The 19,897-nt window shown below is 33.7% G+C and carries 15 protein-coding genes, 1 pseudogene and 2 riboswitches; of the genes and pseudogenes, 15 read left to right on the top strand and 1 reads right to left on the bottom strand.

Annotation, left to right across the window (positions count from 1 at the left end):
* The first annotated feature begins 64 nt into the window (after positions 1-64).
* A riboswitch (TPP riboswitch) is annotated at positions 65-167 on the top strand.
* A gap of 80 nt (positions 168-247) precedes the next feature.
* The 14 genes and pseudogenes from thiM (at position 248) to QJV49_RS01040 (ending at position 17,094) form a co-directional block, all read left to right on the top strand.
* Positions 248-1,000 (top strand): hydroxyethylthiazole kinase, encoded by a 753-nt coding sequence (thiM, locus tag QJV49_RS01105; protein ID WP_225511422.1) that lies wholly within the window; start codon positions 248-250, stop codon positions 998-1,000.
* A gap of 13 nt (positions 1,001-1,013) precedes the next feature.
* Positions 1,014-1,817 (top strand): bifunctional hydroxymethylpyrimidine kinase/phosphomethylpyrimidine kinase, encoded by an 804-nt coding sequence (thiD, locus tag QJV49_RS01100; RefSeq protein ID WP_225511421.1) that lies wholly within the window; start codon positions 1,014-1,016, stop codon positions 1,815-1,817.
* Positions 1,807-2,454: a thiamine phosphate synthase gene (gene thiE / locus QJV49_RS01095; protein ID WP_225511420.1), complete on the top strand. Its 648-nt coding sequence runs from the start codon at positions 1,807-1,809 to the stop codon at positions 2,452-2,454. The genes thiD and thiE overlap by 11 nt, the downstream gene beginning before the upstream one ends.
* Before the next feature lie 189 nt (positions 2,455-2,643).
* Entirely contained in the window at positions 2,644-2,775 is a 132-nt protein-coding gene (locus QJV49_RS01090; protein WP_225511419.1) for a teichoic acid D-Ala incorporation-associated protein DltX, read from the top strand.
* A gap of 27 nt (positions 2,776-2,802) precedes the next feature.
* Positions 2,803-4,302: a D-alanine--poly(phosphoribitol) ligase subunit DltA gene (gene dltA / locus QJV49_RS01085; RefSeq protein WP_225511418.1), complete on the top strand. Its 1,500-nt coding sequence runs from the start codon at positions 2,803-2,805 to the stop codon at positions 4,300-4,302.
* On the top strand, positions 4,302-5,525 hold the full coding sequence (dltB, locus tag QJV49_RS01080; protein WP_225511417.1) for a D-alanyl-lipoteichoic acid biosynthesis protein DltB: 1,224 nt from the start codon (positions 4,302-4,304) through the stop codon (positions 5,523-5,525). Before dltA ends, dltB begins: the two co-directional genes overlap by 1 nt.
* Before the next feature lie 43 nt (positions 5,526-5,568).
* On the top strand, positions 5,569-5,808 hold the full coding sequence (dltC, locus tag QJV49_RS01075) for a D-alanine--poly(phosphoribitol) ligase subunit DltC (RefSeq protein WP_003130226.1): 240 nt from the start codon (positions 5,569-5,571) through the stop codon (positions 5,806-5,808).
* On the top strand, positions 5,798-7,084 hold the full coding sequence (gene dltD, locus QJV49_RS01070; protein ID WP_225511416.1) for a D-alanyl-lipoteichoic acid biosynthesis protein DltD: 1,287 nt from the start codon (positions 5,798-5,800) through the stop codon (positions 7,082-7,084). Before dltC ends, dltD begins: the two co-directional genes overlap by 11 nt.
* A 61-nt stretch (positions 7,085-7,145) precedes the next feature.
* Positions 7,146-7,315: riboswitch (M-box (ykoK) riboswitch) on the top strand.
* Positions 7,316-7,571: 256 nt separating this feature from the next.
* Positions 7,572-10,307: a magnesium-translocating P-type ATPase gene (gene mgtA / locus QJV49_RS01065; protein ID WP_225511415.1), complete on the top strand. Its 2,736-nt coding sequence runs from the start codon at positions 7,572-7,574 to the stop codon at positions 10,305-10,307.
* 93 nt (positions 10,308-10,400) lie between these two features.
* Positions 10,401-11,054 (top strand): metal-dependent transcriptional regulator, encoded by a 654-nt coding sequence (locus tag QJV49_RS01060; protein ID WP_225511414.1) that lies wholly within the window; start codon positions 10,401-10,403, stop codon positions 11,052-11,054.
* Between the two features lie 154 nt (positions 11,055-11,208).
* Positions 11,209-13,482 (top strand): 5-methyltetrahydropteroyltriglutamate--homocysteine S-methyltransferase, encoded by a 2,274-nt coding sequence (gene metE / locus QJV49_RS01055; RefSeq protein WP_225511413.1) that lies wholly within the window; start codon positions 11,209-11,211, stop codon positions 13,480-13,482.
* Positions 13,472-14,323 (top strand): methylenetetrahydrofolate reductase [NAD(P)H], encoded by an 852-nt coding sequence (gene metF, locus QJV49_RS01050; protein ID WP_225511412.1) that lies wholly within the window; start codon positions 13,472-13,474, stop codon positions 14,321-14,323. The genes metE and metF overlap by 11 nt, the downstream gene beginning before the upstream one ends.
* Positions 14,324-14,684: 361 nt before the next feature.
* On the top strand, positions 14,685-15,707 hold the full coding sequence (locus tag QJV49_RS01045) for a 3-deoxy-7-phosphoheptulonate synthase (RefSeq protein WP_225511411.1): 1,023 nt from the start codon (positions 14,685-14,687) through the stop codon (positions 15,705-15,707).
* A 286-nt stretch (positions 15,708-15,993) separates the two neighbouring features.
* Positions 15,994-17,094, top strand: a pseudogene (locus tag QJV49_RS01040) (lactate oxidase).
* A gap of 60 nt (positions 17,095-17,154) precedes the next feature.
* On the opposite strand, the gene QJV49_RS01035 reads toward QJV49_RS01040, so the two are convergent.
* Positions 17,155-18,630 (bottom strand): alpha-amylase, encoded by a 1,476-nt coding sequence (locus QJV49_RS01035; RefSeq protein WP_225511410.1) that lies wholly within the window; start codon positions 18,628-18,630, stop codon positions 17,155-17,157.
* A gap of 237 nt (positions 18,631-18,867) precedes the next feature.
* Between QJV49_RS01035 and QJV49_RS01030 the strand changes: the two genes are divergently transcribed.
* Entirely contained in the window at positions 18,868-19,779 is a 912-nt protein-coding gene (locus QJV49_RS01030; protein WP_225511409.1) for a hexosyltransferase, read from the top strand.
* Positions 19,780-19,897 lie beyond the last annotated feature (118 nt).

Raw genomic sequence — 19,897 nt, 5'->3', positions numbered from 1 at the left:
ATATTTGCGAAATTAGTTTTTTTAGTTTAAATATGTTAAAGTAGTTGTAGTTTTAAAAATAAATCAATAACACAATGGGTACTGGTAAAAACTAAAATTACCGGTTGAGAAAGACCATCAGACTTGAACAGGTTAAGACCTGCGTAAGAATGTGTCCGAGTTTTAATTGTATTTTCTTTATGAAAATCTTTTAGCTTATTTTCTTATCATACTAGAGCCCTCCTTGTGTCTATAAAGGAGTTTTTTGATGTCAATTTTAGAAAAGATTCAAGAAAAACAACCACTTATCTTAAATTTAGCGAATTTTGTAACTCCACAAAGAGTTGCGGATGCGATTAGTTTTGCTGGTGGTTCACCATTAATGACTGCGGAAATTTCAGAAAGTGAAACTTTAGTTGAAATTGCAGATGCTGTAGTGGTTAATATTGGAACCATTTCAGAAAAGGATTATCCGCTTTTTTTGACTATTTGTCAGTTAGCAAATCAAAAGCACAAACCTTTAATTTTGGACCCAGTTGCTGTCAATGTCCCTTTTAGAGCAAGTTTTGTCAAAAGATTAATGCAAGAGGTTAAATTTGATATCATTCGTGGAAATTCAGCAGAAATTGCTTGGTTTGCTGATAAAGAAAGCTTTAACAAAGGAATTGATGCACTTGAGTCAAATTTAGAAGTTGAGCAAGTGAGACTTGCTGCTAAAAAAACAGGAGCAGTCATTATTCAAACTGGAAAAGTTGATGTTATTTCTAATGGGTTTGAGGAACTATTTGTTGAAACTGATAGTCCACTTTTTAAAATTAATGTTGGCTGTGGGGACATGTTGTCAGCGATTGTTGGAACTTTTGCGACCGTATCTGATAATTTATTTAAGGCGGCTCATGAAGCCACAGAATTCTTCGGTGAATCTGGTGTGAAAGCTACTGAGCAAGTAGAAAATCTACCAGGAAATTTTGTGAATAGTCTTCTTGATAAAATCTATCAAGCGATGCAAGAGGTTAAGTAAGGGAGAAAAAGAAATGATTGATGTTTCTCAAGTTGTGACAATCGCTGGAATTGATTCTTCTGGTGGGGCTGGTATTAATGCTGACCTAAAAACTTTTCATAATCAAAAAGTATATTCGGCAACGATTGTGACAGGGTTGACAGCACAAAATACATATGGTGTACAAGAAATCTTACCGACAAATAAAGATTTTATTTTGGCTCAATTTGACTCAGTATTTTCTGATTTGAAAATTTCAGCAGCTAAAACGGGTGCACTTTTTGATGTTGCTCAAGTTGAAGCGGTAATTCAAGGCTTGAAAAAATATAAACCGAAGCATTTGCTGGTTGATCCGGTAATGGTGGCTAAAGGCGGGGCAATTCTTTTGACAAAAGAAGCTATTGATTTGATAAAAAATGAATTGTTACCTTTAGCAGAGTTGGTCACTCCCAACCTGGAAGAGGCACAGGTTATGTGTGGCTATAAAATTACTGACGAAAAGGAAATTTTAAAATCCCTTCATGATATTCAAAAGTTAGGTGCTAAAAATGTGCTGATTAAAGGTGGACATGGTAATGGAGAACTAGTCAGGGATTATTTATTGATGACAGATGGTTCTGTCAGTACTTATGACTCTAAAAGATTACTGACAGAAAGAACACACGGAACCGGAGATACACTTTCTTCTTATATTACAGCTCATTTAGCTTTAGGAGAAGATTTAAAAGAGGTGATGCCAAAAGCTAAATTATTTATTACTGAAGCTATTTCACAAACAATAAATGTTGGTCATGGACATGGACCATTAAATCATTGGGTGACAATTAATGAAAAATAAAATTTTAGACTTGAGGCTGTATTTTATTGCTGGGCCACAAGATTTTCCAAACCTTTCAATAGATGATGCTATTGAGCAAATTTCTGTAATCATTAAAAGTGGAATTACGGTTTACCAATTTCGTGATAAGGGAACAATTTATAAAAATAAAAATCAACGATTTGAAGTAGCAAAAAGGTTACAAAAGGTAGCCCAAGAATCGGCTGTTTCTTTTATTGTAAATGATGATGTTAAATTAGCGCGTGAATTGTCAGCAGATGGGATTCATGTTGGACAAGAAGATGAATCTGTCAGTAAAATTCGCGAGCTGATTGGCCAAGAAATGTGGGTAGGGCTTTCCGTCAGCAATGATGAAGAACTTAAAGCTGCTCAGATAAGTGGGGCTGATTATTTGGGAATTGGTCCGATTTATCCAACAAATAGTAAATCCGACGCAGCAGAACCAATTGGGATTAATCATTTAAGAAAAATGCTCTTGTCTAATCAGTTGCCAATCGTTGGGATTGGCGGAATTACTGAAAATTCACTGACAGAGCTCTCAAAAATTGGTCTGAACGGAATTGCGGTAATTTCTTTGCTGACAGCAGCCGAAAATGCCAAAAAAATTGTTCAAAAAATTAAGCAAAAAATTAATTAAAAAAGAAGTTGTACCCCTTAAAAATACAATAAATAAAATGATTACGTTTTCTTTTGATTATATAAATTAAACTTACACAAATGTAAGTTTTTTTTCCTTAATAAATGTTATAATCAGAGTAATAAATGATATGAGATTAACGGACTATTCTAAAAACCTCTTATTACTTTATAGATAAAAGGAGTTCCAATGGACAAGAAAAAAGAAATTCGTCTATTTTTGGCTAAAACAATATTTTACTTTATAACTATATTAATTCTACTCTATCTTTATTCCTACAGTCATACTGGCGGTGCGCACTTTATTTATAATGAATTTTAGAGAGAATCAATCATTAGAGGGTTAATTATGAAATTATTAGAACAAATTTTTGAAATTGCAAAAAATGAACCAGACCTTATCGTACTTGCTGAGCGTGAGCAGAAATTTACTTATCGTCAATTATTTGCCGCGGTTTCACATATCTCAGAACAAATCAATGAACGCAATTTAAATCAGCGTCCAATCTTGATTTTCGGTAAAAACGATTTTATCACTTTAGCAGCTATGCTTGCGACAAATTTAACTGGTCACGCCTATATTCCTGTTGATGCTCACACTCCATTTGAGCGGACAGAAATGATTAAAACAGCGGCAAAACCAGCGGTAGTACTTACAACAGTTGAACTGTCAGCAGATTTTGAAGCACTTTTTACTGACAGAATTTCAGTTGAACTTACTGACCAGATTTTGACTGACAAACTTCCAGCACTTGATTTTTCTAAAGCAGTTTCTGGAAATGACAGCAATTATATTATTTATACTTCTGGAACAACAGGGGTACCAAAAGGTGTTGAAGTCAGTCATGATAATCTTGTGACTTTCACCAATTGGATGAACAATGATTTTATGAAAATTGAAAATAATCAAATCTTGTCACAAGCCCTTTACAGCTTTGATTTATCAATTTTCAGCTTGTACCCAAGTCTTACAACTGGCGGAACATTAATTTCTCTTTCACGTGACGAAACAACAAACTTCAAATTACTTTTTGAACGTTTGAATAAAACGGTCATCAATACTTGGATTTCAACACCATCATTTGTTGATATTTGCTTATTGGACCCCTCGTTCACTGAAAAAGAACACCCTCAATTAGTTCAATTTATTTTCTGTGGCGAAGAATTAACAAAGAAAACAGCAGAAAAATTACTGACAGCTTTTCCGTCAGCAAATATTTATAATACTTATGGTCCGACAGAAGCAACAGGAGCCATTTCATCAGTAAAAATTACGAAAGAATTACTGACAGAAAATGATCGTGTTCCAATTGGTTTTGCCAAACCAGGTGTTGACTTAAAAATTATGGATAAGGAAATCATCATTGTTGGTGATTCGGTAGCCAAAGGTTACTTTGAAAATCCAGAAAAAACTGAGCAAGCCTTTTTCACAGTGGACGGCAAACCCGCCTATCATACAGGAGATGCCGGTTCAATTTCCGCTGACGGAATGCTTCGTTACCAAGGACGAATTGATTTTCAAGTTAAATTTAACGGATTCCGTATTGAACTTCAAGATATTGAAGCCAATATTCAAAACTTAAAAGAGATTGAAAAAGCAGTAGTCTTACCGAAAACGAATGACCAGCATAAAGTCACCGCGTTAATTGCTTATTTAGAAACGGAAAAAACATTTGAAGACCGTGCAGCCGAACGCGCCTTCACTAAAGTACTCAAAGCTGAACTTTCAAAAACAATTATGGATTACATGATGCCAACTAAGTTTGTTTACCTTAAAAAGTTCCCATTGAATCAAAATGGCAAAGTTGACCGCAAGGCACTCGCCCAAAAAGAGCGAGGTGGCAACTAGTGCAACCCTATTCAACACCCTTTTACTTCTTGATTTTAGGATTTGCTTTAATTCCTATCGTTATCGCCCAGCTTCTGGGCAAAAAACTCATGTGGTATCAAGTCTTACTGACTATCGCTTTTCTTTGGCTGACATTTTCAGGAACAGTGACAATTTGGGCTTTAATCGGCTTCGGAGTCTTCCAAACTATTATTGTTAAATTTTACGAGTGGTACAGAGTAAAACAAAACAAGAATCAGAGTTTTGTTTTCTATCTCATCATTCTGCTCTCTATTTTGCCATTAGTGATTGTCAAAGTGCATCCGCTGCTTAATCCAGGACCAGGACCAGGTTCGATTCTTGGATTCTTAGGAATCTCTTACATTAGTTTTAAGACAGTGGCCATGATTATGGAAATAAGAGACGGACTGATTAAAGCTGTTCCTCTTAAAGAATTTCTTTACTTTCTCTATTTCTATCCAACGATTTCATCAGGACCAATTGACCGCTTCCGCCGTTTTGTTAAAGAACTCAAAGCGCCAGTTGTCACTGAGAAATACCTTGATTTATTAAATAAAGGAGTCTTTAGAATTTTCCAAGGTTTCCTTTATAAATTCATCATTGGATACTTGATTGACCAATATTGGCTACATGGTATTGCAATCTCTGCAACGATACATCCAAGCTTCTTGAATGTTTCCTCATCAATGTATGCTTATGGCCTCTACCTATTCTTTGACTTTGCTGGCTACTCGCTCTTTGCTATTGGTGTCAGCAATTTAATGGGATATGACCTCCCCCATAACTTTAACAAACCATTCTTAGCTAAAAATATTCACGATTTTTGGCAAAGATGGCACATGACCTTGAGTTTTTGGTTCCGTGACTTTGTATTCATGAGATTAGTGAAAACATTCATGGTCAAAAAATGGTCTAAAAATATGGTAACTATCTCGAATATTGGTTACCTTGCAAATATGTTACTCATGGGATTTTGGCATGGTTTAACTTGGTATTACATCCTTTATGGTTTTTACCACGCCATGTTAATGATTGGTTATGACGCATGGAAACGTCTGAAGAAGCGTAAAAACTGGAAAATTCCAGATAATAAATGGACAAGTGCTATAAGCATCTTCATTACATTTAATCTAGTATTTATCAGTTTCCTGATCTTCTCAGGAATACCAAATTACATTATTATGCACTGCATAGATCCACATTTCCCACTTCCTAACTTCTAAAAGTCGTTAGGCATACTATAAAAAAACATTAGGAGAAAGAAAAATGAAAGAACAAATTTTTGATATTATCGAAACCGTATCAGGCACAGACGAATTCCGTGAAGACTTAGACATGGATTTGTTTGAAGAAGGAATTCTTGATTCAATGAGAGCCATCATGCTCATTGTTGAATTAGAAGGTGCTTTTGATATCAGTCTTCCACCATCAGAAATGGACCGTGAAGATTGGAATACAGCAAATAAAATAGCAGCACGTGTTCAGGAAAAAAAGGATGAAAATTAAAATCTTTAGAGCCATTGGCCCATTAATTGCAGCTTTAGCCCTTGTTGGCTTACTGATATTTCTCCCAATAAATGTTGGTATGAAATACTCAAAAGACCAACTTGTTAAATTTGCTCAATCACCACTAAATACTCCAAGCTTTACAGGCTATTCAATTAAAAAACAAGCCTATTCAGACCCCGAGTTTTTACCAGTTCTTGGTTCATCAGAAATGGAACATGTGGATTCTTTTCACCCAAGTGCCTATTTCAAAAAATACAATTCTGGTTTTACACCATTTTTAGTAGGACAACCAGGAACAACTACTTTAACCCACTTTTTCTACATGAACTCTGTGGCAAATGAGTTAAAAAATCGTAAAATTGTTTTTGTCATTAGTCCACAATGGTTTTCAAAACAAGGAATTGTTGAAAGTGAATTGAAAAACTTTGTATCCAAAGGTGAGATTTACGGTTGGTTAAAAGAAGCAGACCCTAAAGCAAATACCACCACCCAACTTGCAAAACATTTATTAAGATTTAGATCGCTTAAATCTGAAGAGACGATTTATAATTCTCTAGAACGTCTAGCAGATAAAAAACCACTGACCACTCTACAAAAAATGACTGTGGCGACCAATCTTCAATTTTGGCGAAAAGAAGATTTACTCTTCTCAAGTGTTTCACAATTCACGGCACAACCTCTCGGACTTACGCCAAAAATTAATAAGTTTGCTAAAGAATTACCCCAAGATCCAACCTCTGAAAACTTAGAAAAATTAGCAGTTGACCAAGGAAAACATAGTTCAAATAACAATCCTTTTCAAATCAATAACCAAGTTTGGGATAAGAAAATAAAATCTAAATACAAACATCTTGAAAATTTTAAAAAGCATGTTTCCTATTTAGAAAGTCCAGAGTATCAGGATTTCCAACAACTTTTGAACGTATTTGCAAAAAATAATAATGACGTTTTATTTGTTATCCAACCAGTAAATGGCTCATGGTCATCTTACACAGGAGTATCAAAAGCAACACTCGAAAATTTCAGCTCTAAAATTAAAACACAATTGCGCAGCCAAGGCTTTTATCAAATTGCTGACTTAACAGATATGTATGACACGCCTTATGCCTCTGGAGATACCGTCCACTTTGGTACTAAAGGTTGGTTAGCCACAGACAAAGCGATTGAAAAATTCATGAAGACACCAAGCAAGGTCAACTATCATATTGATAATTCGTTATTTTTATCAAAAGATTGGGCAATGAATGGTGCAACAGAGTTTATAGTAAATTAAAAATAAAAAAGATTGACAAAAAAGAATATGTCAGTTATAATAATAAAGGTTATGTCTATGACATAATCGTCGGTAGGTGAGGCTACCGCAGGGATACGGGTTGCTGCCGCAGAGTCGTGGAGACACGATGAGAGGGCTAACAGTTCTAACAGTTCACGTCGACAAACAAGGCGTGAAATAGTGCAACAACATTGCCCTGCGGAGCTAAAGCTTGAACGATAGCTTGTAACTGATTCGCTCTATAGTAGTGGTATCTTTTTTGGAATTATTCCCTTGCCTACGTTTAAGTTTTGTAGGCAAGGTTTTTTATATTTAAAAAGGAGGTGAAAACGGAAATGGAATCCCAGAGTATTAATAGTCCCGAGCCTGATAGGCCGCAGATAATTAACGTGATAAGAGCAGCTTTCCGTTTTTATCACCTTCTTTAAAGTGCCTAACGTTTGGGACTGTACAGACAAAAATATTATAGAATATGAGGTACAGACCAATGAAAAAAATTAGAAAAACACTCGAAAACACAAAAAGAGCTACAACATTTGTAGATAACAATGAAATAAATGCAAGATTAGAATTTGCAAAAACTTCTACAAAAGAGGAGCTATTTCAAAAATTTAAAACATCAAATAAAGGATTAAGTGAAGAACAAGTAGAAATCTCTCGTGAACAATATGGAGATAATACGATTACGCGTGGTAAAAAAACTTCACTTATTAAACGGCTTTATCAAGCGTTCATCAATCCTTTTACCATTATATTGTTTGTCTTAGCATTAGTTTCAGCTTTTACGGATATTATCTTAGCAGCTCCTGGTGAGAAAAATCCCCAAGGACTCATTATCATTACTACAATGGTTTTAATCTCAGGAATTCTGCGTTTCGTTCAAGAGACTAGAAGTGGAAATGCTGCTGAGAATCTCTTAAAAATGATTACGACGACGACAAACGTTCATAGATTAGAATCAGGAAGTCAAGAGATTCCTATTGAAGAAGTTCTCGTAGGCGATATTATCCATCTATCAGCTGGAGACATGGTTCCAGCAGACCTTAGGATTATTCAAGCAAAAGACTTATTTATCAGCCAAGCCTCTTTAACTGGTGAAAGCGAACCAGTAGAAAAACTAGATTTAGCTACTGATGAAAAAGATGATTCAATCACAGAATCAGTAAACCTAGCCTTCATGGGTTCAAATGTCATTTCTGGTAGTGCTTATGGAATTGTAATTGCAACTGGAGATGCGACCATTTTTGGTGAAATGGCAAAAAGTGTAACCGAAGACTCAACTAAAACAACTTTTGAAAAAGGCGTTAACTCAGTTTCATGGGTCCTTATTCGCTTTATGTTAGTTATGGTTCCATTTGTCTTATTGATCAATGGTTTCACTAAAGGTGATTGGATGGAAGCCGCACTATTTGCTTTAGCAGTTGCTGTTGGTTTAACACCAGAAATGTTACCAATGATTGTGACAACTTGCCTAGCAAAAGGTGCAGTCACAATGTCAAAAGAAAAAACAATCATCAAGAACCTAAATTCTATTCAAAATCTAGGTTCAATGAATATTCTCTGCACTGATAAAACTGGAACATTAACACAAAATAAAGTAGTATTAATGCGTCATTTAGATATTCATGGGCAAGAAAATATTCGAGTATTAAGACATGGATTTTTGAATAGTTACTACCAAACTGGTTTAAAAAATTTAATGGATTTGGCAATTATCGAAGGAGCCGAAGCCAAGCAAGATAAAAATCCTGAACTGGGTGGTCTAAGTAGTAAATATACAAAAGTTGATGAAATTCCTTTTGATTTTGAAAGACGTCGGATGAGTGTTGTAGTAAAAAGCAATAATACTAATGGAGCGACTTCAAAAACTCAAATGATTACTAAAGGTGCAGCTGAAGAAATGTTAGACATCTGTACTTTGGTTGAAGATAAGGAAAATGTTGTTCCTTTAACTCCTGAACTCAGAGCATATATTCTAAAAAAAGTTGATGAACTTAACGAAGAAGGAATGCGCGTGATTTTAGTCGCTCAAAAAACAAATCCTTCACCAGTAGATACATTCTCGGTTCAAGATGAATCTGAAATGGTGTTAATGGGTTATCTTGCCTTTCTAGATCCACCCAAAGAATCTACAGCAAAAGCAATCAAAGCACTCAATAAATATGGGGTATCAGTTAAAATCTTGACTGGTGATAACGATAAAGTTACTCGTTCAGTTTGCAAACAAGTAGGACTTCCAGTTGATAAAACTATTTTAGGCTCTGATATCGACCAATTAGATGATAATGAATTGGCAAAGGTTGCCAAGGAAGCTTCTGTTTTTGCTAAGTTATCACCTCAACAAAAAGCCAGAATAGTAACAACACTTAGAAATTCAGGCAATAGTGTCGGCTATATGGGAGATGGTATTAATGACGCAGCAGCAATGAAATCATCTGACGTTGGAATTTCAGTAGATAGTGCTGTAGATATTGCCAAAGAGTCAGCTGATGTAATTTTGTTAGAAAAAGATTTAATGGTTCTTGAAAAAGGAATTATTGAAGGAAGAAAAACCTATGCTAACATGATTAAGTATATAAAAATGACAGCAAGTTCTAACTTTGGTAATATGTTCTCAGTTCTAATCGCTAGTGCATTTTTACCATTTATCCCAATGTTATCTATTCATATTCTCTTACTTAATTTAATCTATGATTTCTCTTGTACCGCTATTCCTTGGGATAATGTCGATGAAGAATATTTGGTTGTTCCAAGAAAATGGGATGCAAGTTCTGTAAGTAAATTCATGTTATGGATTGGACCAACCAGTTCCGTATTCGATATTACAACTTATCTCCTAATGTTCTTTGTGATTTGTCCAGCGACATTTGGACCATTTAGCTCTCTTGTTCCTGGAAGTACAGCATATATTGGATTTATCGCGCTCTTCCATACTGGCTGGTTTGCTGAATCAATGTGGACTCAAACCTTGGTTATCCATATGATTCGTACTCCTAAAATTCCATTTTTACAAAGTCGTGCTTCGGCTCCATTAACAATCTTAACTTTCATGGGAATCATTGGACTCACAATCATTCCATTCACAAGCTTTGGACATTCAATTGGTTTAATGGCTTTACCAATTAACTTTTTCCCATGGCTAATTTTAACAGTAGTGATGTATATGATGCTTGTCACCATATTTAAAAAAATATTTGTTTCAAAATACGGTGAATTACTTTAAATAAAAAATAAAAGTGGTGATAATTTATCCCACTTTTATTTTACTTTGGTATAGTCTATGCTATAATTAAATCAAGAAAAGTAAGGTGAAAAAATGAAAACATCAAAAAATGAACAAGACTATCTAAAGGCAATATATAGCCTAAAAAATGAAAATAATGGATCTGTTAGTATTAATGCCATTGCTCAAAAATTATCAGTATCATCACCAAGCGCCACTGAAATGATTAAACGATTAGCCAAAAAAGAACTTGTTATCCATAAACCTTATTATGGGGTATCACTTACAGACTTAGGGAAGCATGAAGCGAGATTTATTTTAAAGAGTCATCGGGTCTGGGAAACTTTTCTTTTTGAAAAGGTTGGTTATACAATGGAGGAAGTACACGATGAAGCCGAAAATTTAGAACATGCTTCATCGCCTAGGTTGATTGAATCTCTATATGTCTTAATGGGATATCCAGCAACTGACCCTCACGGCTCAGAAATTCCTACAGAATCATTTTGGGTGAAAAACGAAGTGGAACTAACGCTTGATGAGGCACAAATTGAGCAGACCTACCATGTTACTGTGATAGAGGAGGAAGGAAAAAATTTTTTCAAAAAATTAGAAATTTCTCTTCCACATCTTATTAAAGTAATCGATATATTAGAAGATAAATCAATAATTATTAAAGAAGATAGAGAAAGTTCAATTGTTATTCCACCTTTTTTACAGGATAAAATTCACTTAATGCGAAGAAGATAAGGAAATACAAAAAGTCCAAGAAATTTACTTGGGCTTTTTATTGTTCTCTGATTAACCTATAGTTTAAAACTATAGGTCATCATATTAAAAATGTATTATTAAAGTTTTATTAAATTTGATAATATAGACCTATTAAAAATTGGAGACTATGACTATGAAAAAATCAATTATTGCTTTCCCACGCATCGGTTCAAACCGTGAATTAAAATTTGCTCTTGAAAAGTATTTTCGTAAAGAAATTACAGAAGAAGAATTACAAAAAGTGGCTAAAGAAATTCGTTTAGAAAATTGGAAAAGTCAAAAAGAAGCTGGAATTGACTTACCTATTTCTAATGATTTTTCTTTCTATGACCAAACCTTAGATTTATCAATCGCTCTAGGTGCAATTCCAGAGTCTTATAAAAATTTAGAATTAAATGAACTAGATACTTTATTTGCATTAGCGCGTGGTTTCCAAGATAAACAAAATGACGTAAAAGCAAGACCAATGAAAAAATGGTTCAATACAAATTATCATTATTTAGTTCCGGAAATTAATAAAGATACGATTATTAAAGCAAATTTTTCAAAATTATTAAATGAATATAAGGAAGCAAAAGCTGCTGGATTTGAAACTAGACCAACAATTATTGGCCCATATACATTTTTAGTTTTAGCAGATTACAAGTCAGGAGCCACGAAAGATACAGTATTATCTGGGGTTGTTGTAGCTTTTCAAACACTACTAAAAGAACTTAATCAACTAGGAGTAGAATGGTTACAGATTGAAGAACCAGCACTTGTTTTAGACCAAACTGAAGAAGAAAAAAATTTATTTGTGAGTATTTATGAAGAACTACTTAAGAGTAAAAACAACCTTAAGATACTTCTTCAAACATATTTTGGAGATATTCGTGATAGCTATAAAGAAATAATAAATCTTAATTTTGAGGGTATTGGTCTTGATTTTATAGAAGGAAGAGATTCTTTAGCTCTTATTCAAAAATACGGTTTTCCCAAAGAGAAAATACTTTTTGCAGGACTAGTAAATGGAAAGAATATTTGGCGTAATAATTATCAAAAGACACTTGAACTACTAGCTGCATTAGATGAAGTAGAAAATATCGTAATTAATACAAGCTGCTCTTTACAACACGTTCCAGTAACAGTAAAAAATGAGACAAAATTATCAAAAGAAATTCTTAAACATTTTTCATTTGCCACAGAAAAATTAAATGAAATTGATGAAATTGCAGAAATTTATTTTAATAAAAATACTCCCTTATTGAATAAGAATATTGAGCTTTTTAAAAATAAAAGAGTTCAAGAAAATGAACAACTTAAGCAAAAACTTGATCATTTAACAGAGAAAGACTTCACTAGGCAACCGTCACTAGTCGAAAGGCGAGCAAGTCAATCCCAATCACTTAATCTACCGCTTTTACCAACTACAACAATCGGTTCGTTTCCCCAAACAACAGAGGTGAGAAAAGCCCGTCTACAAAATAAACGAGGGGAACTAAGCCAAGCAGACTATGAAACATTTTTAAAAGAGAAAATTAAAGAATGTCTTAAACTCCAAGAAGATATTGGATTAGACGTTTTAGTCCATGGTGAGTTTGAGCGAAACGACATGGTTGAGTACTTTGGAGAAAAGTTAGAAGGTTATGTTTTTACTCAAAAAGCATGGGTTCAATCTTACGGGACACGTTGTGTCAAACCTCCAATCGTGTGGGCTGATATCACTAGACCAGAAGCTATGACCGTACGTTGGTCAGCCTATGCTCAATCTCAAACATTAAAACCAGTAAAAGGAATGCTGACAGGTCCTGTAACTATTCTAAATTGGTCTTTTCCACGAGAAGATATTTCGTTAAAAGCAAGTACTTTACAATTGGCACTAGCTGTTCAAGAAGAAGTCCTTGACTTAGAAAAAGCTGGTATTAAGATTATTCAAATTGATGAGGCAGCTTTGAGAGAAAAGTTACCGTTGCGCAAAAGTGATTGGTACAAAGAGTATCTAGATTGGGCAATTCCTGCTTTTCGTTTAGTTCATTCTAAAGTAAAACCAGAAACACAAATTCACACGCATATGTGTTATTCTGAATTTGAAGACATTATTCCATCCATTGACGCAATGGATGCTGATGTAATTTCTTTTGAAGCAAGCAGAAGTGAACTATCAATTATCGACGCATTAAAAGCTCACCATTTTCAAACTTTAGTTGGACCTGGAGTCTATGATATTCATTCTCCAAGAATACCTAGTGTAAAAGAAATACAAAATCAATTAGAAAAAATATTGGCCAAACTACCAATTGAACAAGTTTGGGTAAATCCAGATTGTGGTCTTAAGACACGTGGTAAGGCTGAAACCATTCCTAGTTTAAGAAACTTAGTTGAAGCAACTAGGGAGCTAAGAAAGGAAAAAATTGAATATGACAAATAATTCCAAAATTCTTTCTTTTGAAGTTTTTCCACCTACAACTCAAATTGGAAGTACCAACTTGGTAAAGACTTTGAATAGCCTGAGAACTCTTTCGCCAGATTTTATCAGTGTAACTTGTAGTAACAATAATTATGATAACATTGGTGATACAACTATAAAGTTTGCTGATTATGTAAACAATACACTAGGTATTCCAGCAGTTGCTCATTTACCTGCCGCTTATTTAGATAAAAATCAAGTGATCGAAATTTTGGAACGGTTAAAAGATAAACAAATCAAAAAAATTCTTGCTTTAAGAGGTGATATCAGCGATGAACCGATGAAAGAAGATTTTAGATTTGCAAGTGATTTGGTTAAGTTTATCAAAGATTATGATGATAGTTTTGAAATTTTAGGTGCCTGCTACCCTGATATTCACCCCGAATCAGTAAATCGAGTGAGCGATTTTCATTATCTGAAAGAAAAAGTAGATGCTGGTTGTGACAGATTAATCACGCAGCTATTTTTTGATAATGATAGTTTCTATGATTTTCAAGAACGATGCGCAATTGCTGAGATTAATACTCCAATATTTGCTGGAATAATGCCAGTAATCAATCGAAATCAAATTCTTCGTCTATTAAAAAATTGTAATACGCCATTACCAGCAAAATTTATTAGAATACTCGAGAAATATGAACATAACCCTATCGCTTTAAGAGATGCTGGAATTGCTTATGCCATCGACCAAATTGTTGATTTAGTAACAGAGGATGTTGCTGGTATTCACTTATATACGATGAATAATGCAAATACAGCACACTCCATCCATACTTCAATTTCTTCTTTATTCACCGTTTGATACATAATAAAAGTTATGTAAAAAGAAATTTTGAAATAAAATTAAGAAAAAATAGATAAATAATTGACAAATCAAAAAATTTTAATTATACTAACTAATAATATTAAATATCGAGGTTCCAAAATGATTAACAACTTTAAAAAATTTTATTTTTTCTTTATGAATGATCCACATTAGTTTTTGGCTAATAAAATGTGGGTCCTCTTTGATGTTCGTTAATCATCTAGGGGATAAAGAAGACGTCCCCTGGGACGTCTTTTTTTATTATAAAGGAGGCACATAAAAAGTAAATAGAAAAATTTATTGCAGGTAAAATATTATTAAGTATTTTTACTAAAAAAATATAGAAAAAAGGTAAAAGATGACTTTTAAAGAACTCAGTAACAAAATTAACATTCAAGATGTAAAAGAGCTAAATCATTTAAATGATGAGCAGCGAGAAAAGAAAGAAATACGTGATAAGGAACTTGAAGCAATAATTAAAGGCGAAGATGATAGAATTCTCTTAGTCATTGGCCCCTGCTCATCAGATAATGAAGCTGCAGTTTTAGAATATGCTCACAGATTGTCAAAACTTCAAAAAGAAGTAGAAGATAAAATTTTTATTGTGATGCGTGTTTACACTGCAAAACCAAGGACAAACGGAGATGGATATAAAGGTCTCATTCATGAACCTGATGCAGATGGACACACAGACCTCATCAATGGGATAAAAATGGTTCGTGACCTCCACTATAAAGTAATTACTGAAACTGGTCTGACTACGGCTGATGAGATGCTATACCCAGAAAATCTACCGTTAGTTGATGACTTAGTAAGTTACTACGCGGTGGGCGCTCGCTCAGTTGAAAATCAACAACATCGCTTTGTTGCCTCAGGAATAGATGCCCCAACAGGAATGAAAAATCCGACATCAGGTAATTTAAAAGTTATGTTTAATGGAATGTATGCGGCCCAACAATCCCAAGATTTTCTATTTGGGAATGCTGAAGTAGAAACATCAGGAAATCCATTAGCTCATGCCATCCTTCGTGGTGGACAAGATGAAAATGGTAAAAACCATCCAAATTACTATACAGATAATCTTCTTGAAAGTATTGAAATATACGAAAAAATGGGCTTAAAAAATCCATTTATTGTTATTGATACCAATCATGATAACTCTGGGAAGAAGTATATGGAACAAATAAGAATTGTACGCCAAACATTAGTCAATCGTAATTGGGATGAACAAATTCATAAATATGTCAGAGGGTTTATGATTGAATCATATCTTGAAGATGGTCGTCAAGACAAACCAGAAGTATTTGGAAAATCAATCACTGACCCATGTTTGGGTTGGGATAAAACAGAAGAACTTATTAATGAAATTTATAATTCATGATTGTAGAATGAAAAGGAACGAGTGAGAAACTTAATAGAATATTTTCATATTCTGTTCAAATAGAAAATAAATGTTTCTACCAAAAGTAAAGAGCCAAACCTTATTGTATCACCTTTTAGAATAATAATATAAAAGAGTAGTTTTGCTACTTTTTTTATTTATCTTTTTCTATAAGTTTTAGTTTATTAAAAAATAAATCTCTCATTTGTGTATTTTTTAAAAATAAGATGTATAATGTATTTATCATCTACAGATGTAAACTTTACAAAAAAATAGGAGAACTAAGATGACTTATAAAACTAGTACTGAAAACAAAGCGTTAGAAATTGTAAATGTTAAATCACTTGAAGGTAAAGTGAAACAAAGTATGGAGGCTGCGTGAAATAAAGGTGCCTTTGGGTATATCCGTGGTGGCTCTGAAGATGAGTGGACACTGAATGAAAATACATCAGCATTTAACAAAAAACAAATTATGCCTCGAGTATTAAGAGGAATTGATTCTGCAGATTTAAGTACCTCACTCTTTGGTATAAAATTAAAAACACCAATTATCCAAGCGCCAGTTGCCGCCCAAGGCCTTGCTCATGAAGAAGGAGAAGTTGCAACTGCTAAAGCAATGGCTGAAGTTGGCTCAATCTTTTCAATTAGTACTTACGGAAGTACATCAGTGGAAGACGCCGCAAAAGCAGCACCAGATGCACCGCAATTTTTCCAATTATACATGAGTAAAGATGACAAATTTAATGAATTTCTTTTGAAAAAAGCTGTATCAGCTGGAGTTAAGGCGATTATTTTAACCGCTGATTCAACACTAGGTGACTATCGAGAAGAAGATATTGTCAATCATTTCCAATTTCCTTTACCAATGCCAAATTTAGCTGCTTTTTCAGAAAGTGATGGAACTGGCAAAGGAATCAGCGAAATTTATGCAGCAGCAAAACAAGGCCTTGTTTTAGAAGATATTCAAAAAATTAAAAAAATAACTAATCTTCCTGTAATTGTTAAGGGTGTTCAATCTCCTATTGATGCAGATGATGCCATTAACGCTGGCGCAGATGGTATCTGGGTTTCAAATCATGGGGGACGACAATTAGATGGAGGGCCTGCTTCAATTGATGTCTTACCCCTCATCGCCAAAAGTGTTAATCATCGGGTTCCTATCGTTTTTGATAGTGGAGTTAGACGTGGAGAACATGTCTTCAAAGCTTTGGCACAAGGAGCAGATATCGTTGCGGTAGGTCGCCCAGTTCTTTATGGTTTGAATTTAGGTGGGGCAAAAGGCGTTCAATCTGTTTTTGAACACTTAAACAAAGAATTAAGTATTACTATGCAACTTGCTGGAACAAAAAATATTGATGAAGTCAAACATACCCCTTTGATTGACTAATAGTTCAAATAAAAAAAGCACCTTAGAGAGGTGCTTTTTTTATTCTACTTGATAAAATAGTTAGTTTTGAAAGTTGATCTGATCAATTTTTGAAACAATCTCCTTATCTACCCAAACCGAGATACTTCCATCATTGACGTAAAATTCAGCCCCTCCATTTTGATCCAGTGTAATAGGTATTTCATGTCTTCCAAATAAATCTACATATACTTTACCTGCGTGAGCCTTATCAATCATCATATATTTTGAGCCACCATTTTTATTGGTTAAAATACATGATAATCCATATTCCTTATTATCTATTTTTAAAATAATTGTCCATCCAATAATATCAGGATGATCAAAATAATCATTTTCCTTTAAAAACTCAGAGTTCTTACGCATTGCTATCATAGTTCTTAAGTTATCACCTACAGGATTAACATTCCGTGACGGTATTCCATATAAATCTCCCCAAAAGACAGTGGGAGTTCCTTTTTTGCGGAGTAAAATTAAGCTATAAGCGTGCTCTTTAAACCAGGCCGGAATCCAAGATTGAAGAGCCTGTCCTTCTTGAGTATCATGGTTATCAACAAAAGTGACCGCGAGTTCTGGATGGCTAGCAGTGAGTGTGTGATCAAAAAGTGTACGCATGTCAAATTCCCCATTGGTTGAAGAGGCCTCTTTCAGATTAAAGTGTAGTGGTACATCAAATAATTGTATTTTATCACCAGATTGTTCAAGATAATACTCTAATTTTCCAATATCATCAGACCAGTACTCTCCAACAATAAAAAGTTTCTTATTCAATTGCTTTTCTCTTTGCTCAAGCCATTTATCAAAATATTTGAAATCAATATGTTTTACTGCATCTAAGCGAAAACCATCAATTTTTGTCATTTCTGAAAACCAATGTCCCCATTTTTCAAGTTGTTCTACCGTTTCAGAAACACTAAAGTCAAGATCAGCGCCCATTAAATAATCAAAATTATTGTTCTCCGAATCTACATTTTCGTCCCACTTATGTCCTTCAAATTCAAGAATTTCTTCTTGATTTCTTCTTTCGTCGTAATCAATTCCCGTAAAGTTGTGCCAGGTCCATGTATAATTGTCGTATTTTCCTTTTCTTCCTGGAAATGTAAATTTGGTCCAAACTTCAACAGTTTTATTATCTTCAATGTTATGAAGATGATTATCTTCTGCCTTAATATCAGCTTCAATAATTTCTGTCTCATCAGCGCCCATCATATGATTAAAAACGATATCCGCATACACTTCCATATTGTTGTGGTGTAGTTGATTAATTAAATCAAGATATTCATCTTTAGTCCCATACTTTGTAGGAATTGTTCCTTTTTGATCAAATTCTCCTAAGTCAAATAAATCATAGATCCCATAACCAACATCTTCAACTCCAGAAGCAGCCTTGGAAGCTGGAGGTAACCACAATCCAGAAAAACCTAACTTCCCTAAGTCAGGAATATTTTTTTTTATATTATTCCAGTGCTGAGAATCTGAGGGTAAATACCATTCAAAAGCTTGAAGGATTGTTTTCATAAAATCATTTCTCCTTTTTCAAATTGACACAATTCTTTTCTAAAAATTAGCTCCATTAATAATTAGTATACACAAAAAGGAATCTGATGGACAGCAGAATGTTTTGGAATTAACTATAATATTCAAAAATATGATACCAGCAACATTAATGACTGTATTTTTTGTAAGACGATATTTTTGAATATTCTGAAATTTAATCATACAATAAGCTTATACTGAATCGAAAGGAGTTACAACATGAAAGAAATTCCATACAGCAATATACTCTTAGTAGCTAAAAACTCACATCTTTATTTTTTTGATACCTTAAATAATAATAATAATATTGATATAATTTCAGGGCGTCGATTAGTATACCTTACAAAAAATTATTTAGGAAAGCGCAAGCTTGACCATTATCAGCTTATTATATTTTTAGATTCAGGTTTTAAAGTTAATTACCCTAATATTATAAAAGATTTTACTGAGGCAAAGATGATTCTATTTTTTTGGAACCATTTGACTCAAAAATATATTGATTTACTACACACCTCTAGGGAAATAGGAGTAATTGACTCCTACTATAGTTTTGATCCTATTGAAGCAAAGAAATATGGACTATATCATAACTCTACCTTTTATACTCCTTGTGTGGATTTACCGTTTCAAATACCTGACTATGATTTGTTTTTCGGAGGGAATGATAAAGGAAGAACTAAACTTGCTCATGTTATTTTAGACAAATGTGCCAGTTTAGATGTTTCAATATTACTTTATATCATTAATGGGGAAAAAGGCTTTAAAAATAAAGGATATTTACCCTATCCAAAATTTTTAGAGTTCTTAATTAACAGCAATGGTATTCTTGAAATCATGCAAGAAAATCAGACAGGATTGACTTTGAGAACAATGGAGTCCCTTTTCTTTAATAAAAAATTAGTTACAACAAATAAAGCTATCAAGCATTACCTATTTTACCATCCAGATAATATCTTTATTTTGGGGGAGGACTCAATAGAGAACTTATCTAAATTTTTGGAAAGAGACTATTATCCGCTAGAACATGAAAAAGTCAATTTTTTTGAAAGTCAAAACTGGTTTGAAAGATTCTTATTTCCCGAAAAGGAATTACTGAATATTGAATACCGTGATAGTTTATTAGATTATTAAAATCTATATAATAAGAAATTAATAAGGAGTTATAAGCAGAAAAATAGAATAAAAAGACGCCTCTTTCGATGTTTTTTATTCTTCTCATGTAATTACCTCTATAAATTCCTAGGTTATT

Source organism: Lactococcus sp. NH2-7C, from assembly GCF_029953655.1.
GTDB lineage: Bacteria > Bacillota > Bacilli > Lactobacillales > Streptococcaceae > Lactococcus > Lactococcus lactis.
The sequence above is the reverse complement of the archived record's forward strand: the minus strand, read 5'-3'. Positions and strand labels throughout refer to the sequence as shown.

What these genes read in the sequence shown, in the direction of transcription:
- dltA (WP_225511418.1), top strand. Translation starts at nt 2,803, where the DNA reads ATGAAATTATTAGAACAAATTTTTGAAATTGCAAAAAATGAACCAGAC.
- dltD (WP_225511416.1), top strand. Translation starts at nt 5,798, where the DNA reads ATGAAAATTAAAATCTTTAGAGCCATTGGCCCATTAATTGCAGCTTTA.
- QJV49_RS01060 (WP_225511414.1), top strand. Translation starts at nt 10,401, where the DNA reads ATGAAAACATCAAAAAATGAACAAGACTATCTAAAGGCAATATATAGC.
- QJV49_RS01030 (WP_225511409.1), top strand. Translation starts at nt 18,868, where the DNA reads ATGAAAGAAATTCCATACAGCAATATACTCTTAGTAGCTAAAAACTCA.
- thiE (WP_225511420.1), top strand. Translation starts at nt 1,807, where the DNA reads ATGAAAAATAAAATTTTAGACTTGAGGCTGTATTTTATTGCTGGGCCA.
- metE (WP_225511413.1), top strand. Translation starts at nt 11,209, where the DNA reads ATGAAAAAATCAATTATTGCTTTCCCACGCATCGGTTCAAACCGTGAA.
- dltC (WP_003130226.1), top strand. Translation starts at nt 5,569, where the DNA reads ATGAAAGAACAAATTTTTGATATTATCGAAACCGTATCAGGCACAGAC.
- thiM (WP_225511422.1), top strand. Translation starts at nt 248, where the DNA reads ATGTCAATTTTAGAAAAGATTCAAGAAAAACAACCACTTATCTTAAAT.
- QJV49_RS01035 (WP_225511410.1), bottom strand. Translation starts at nt 18,630, where the DNA reads ATGAAAACAATCCTTCAAGCTTTTGAATGGTATTTACCCTCAGATTCT.
- QJV49_RS01045 (WP_225511411.1), top strand. Translation starts at nt 14,685, where the DNA reads ATGACTTTTAAAGAACTCAGTAACAAAATTAACATTCAAGATGTAAAA.
- mgtA (WP_225511415.1), top strand. Translation starts at nt 7,572, where the DNA reads ATGAAAAAAATTAGAAAAACACTCGAAAACACAAAAAGAGCTACAACA.
- QJV49_RS01090 (WP_225511419.1), top strand. Translation starts at nt 2,644, where the DNA reads ATGGACAAGAAAAAAGAAATTCGTCTATTTTTGGCTAAAACAATATTT.
- metF (WP_225511412.1), top strand. Translation starts at nt 13,472, where the DNA reads ATGACAAATAATTCCAAAATTCTTTCTTTTGAAGTTTTTCCACCTACA.
- thiD (WP_225511421.1), top strand. Translation starts at nt 1,014, where the DNA reads ATGATTGATGTTTCTCAAGTTGTGACAATCGCTGGAATTGATTCTTCT.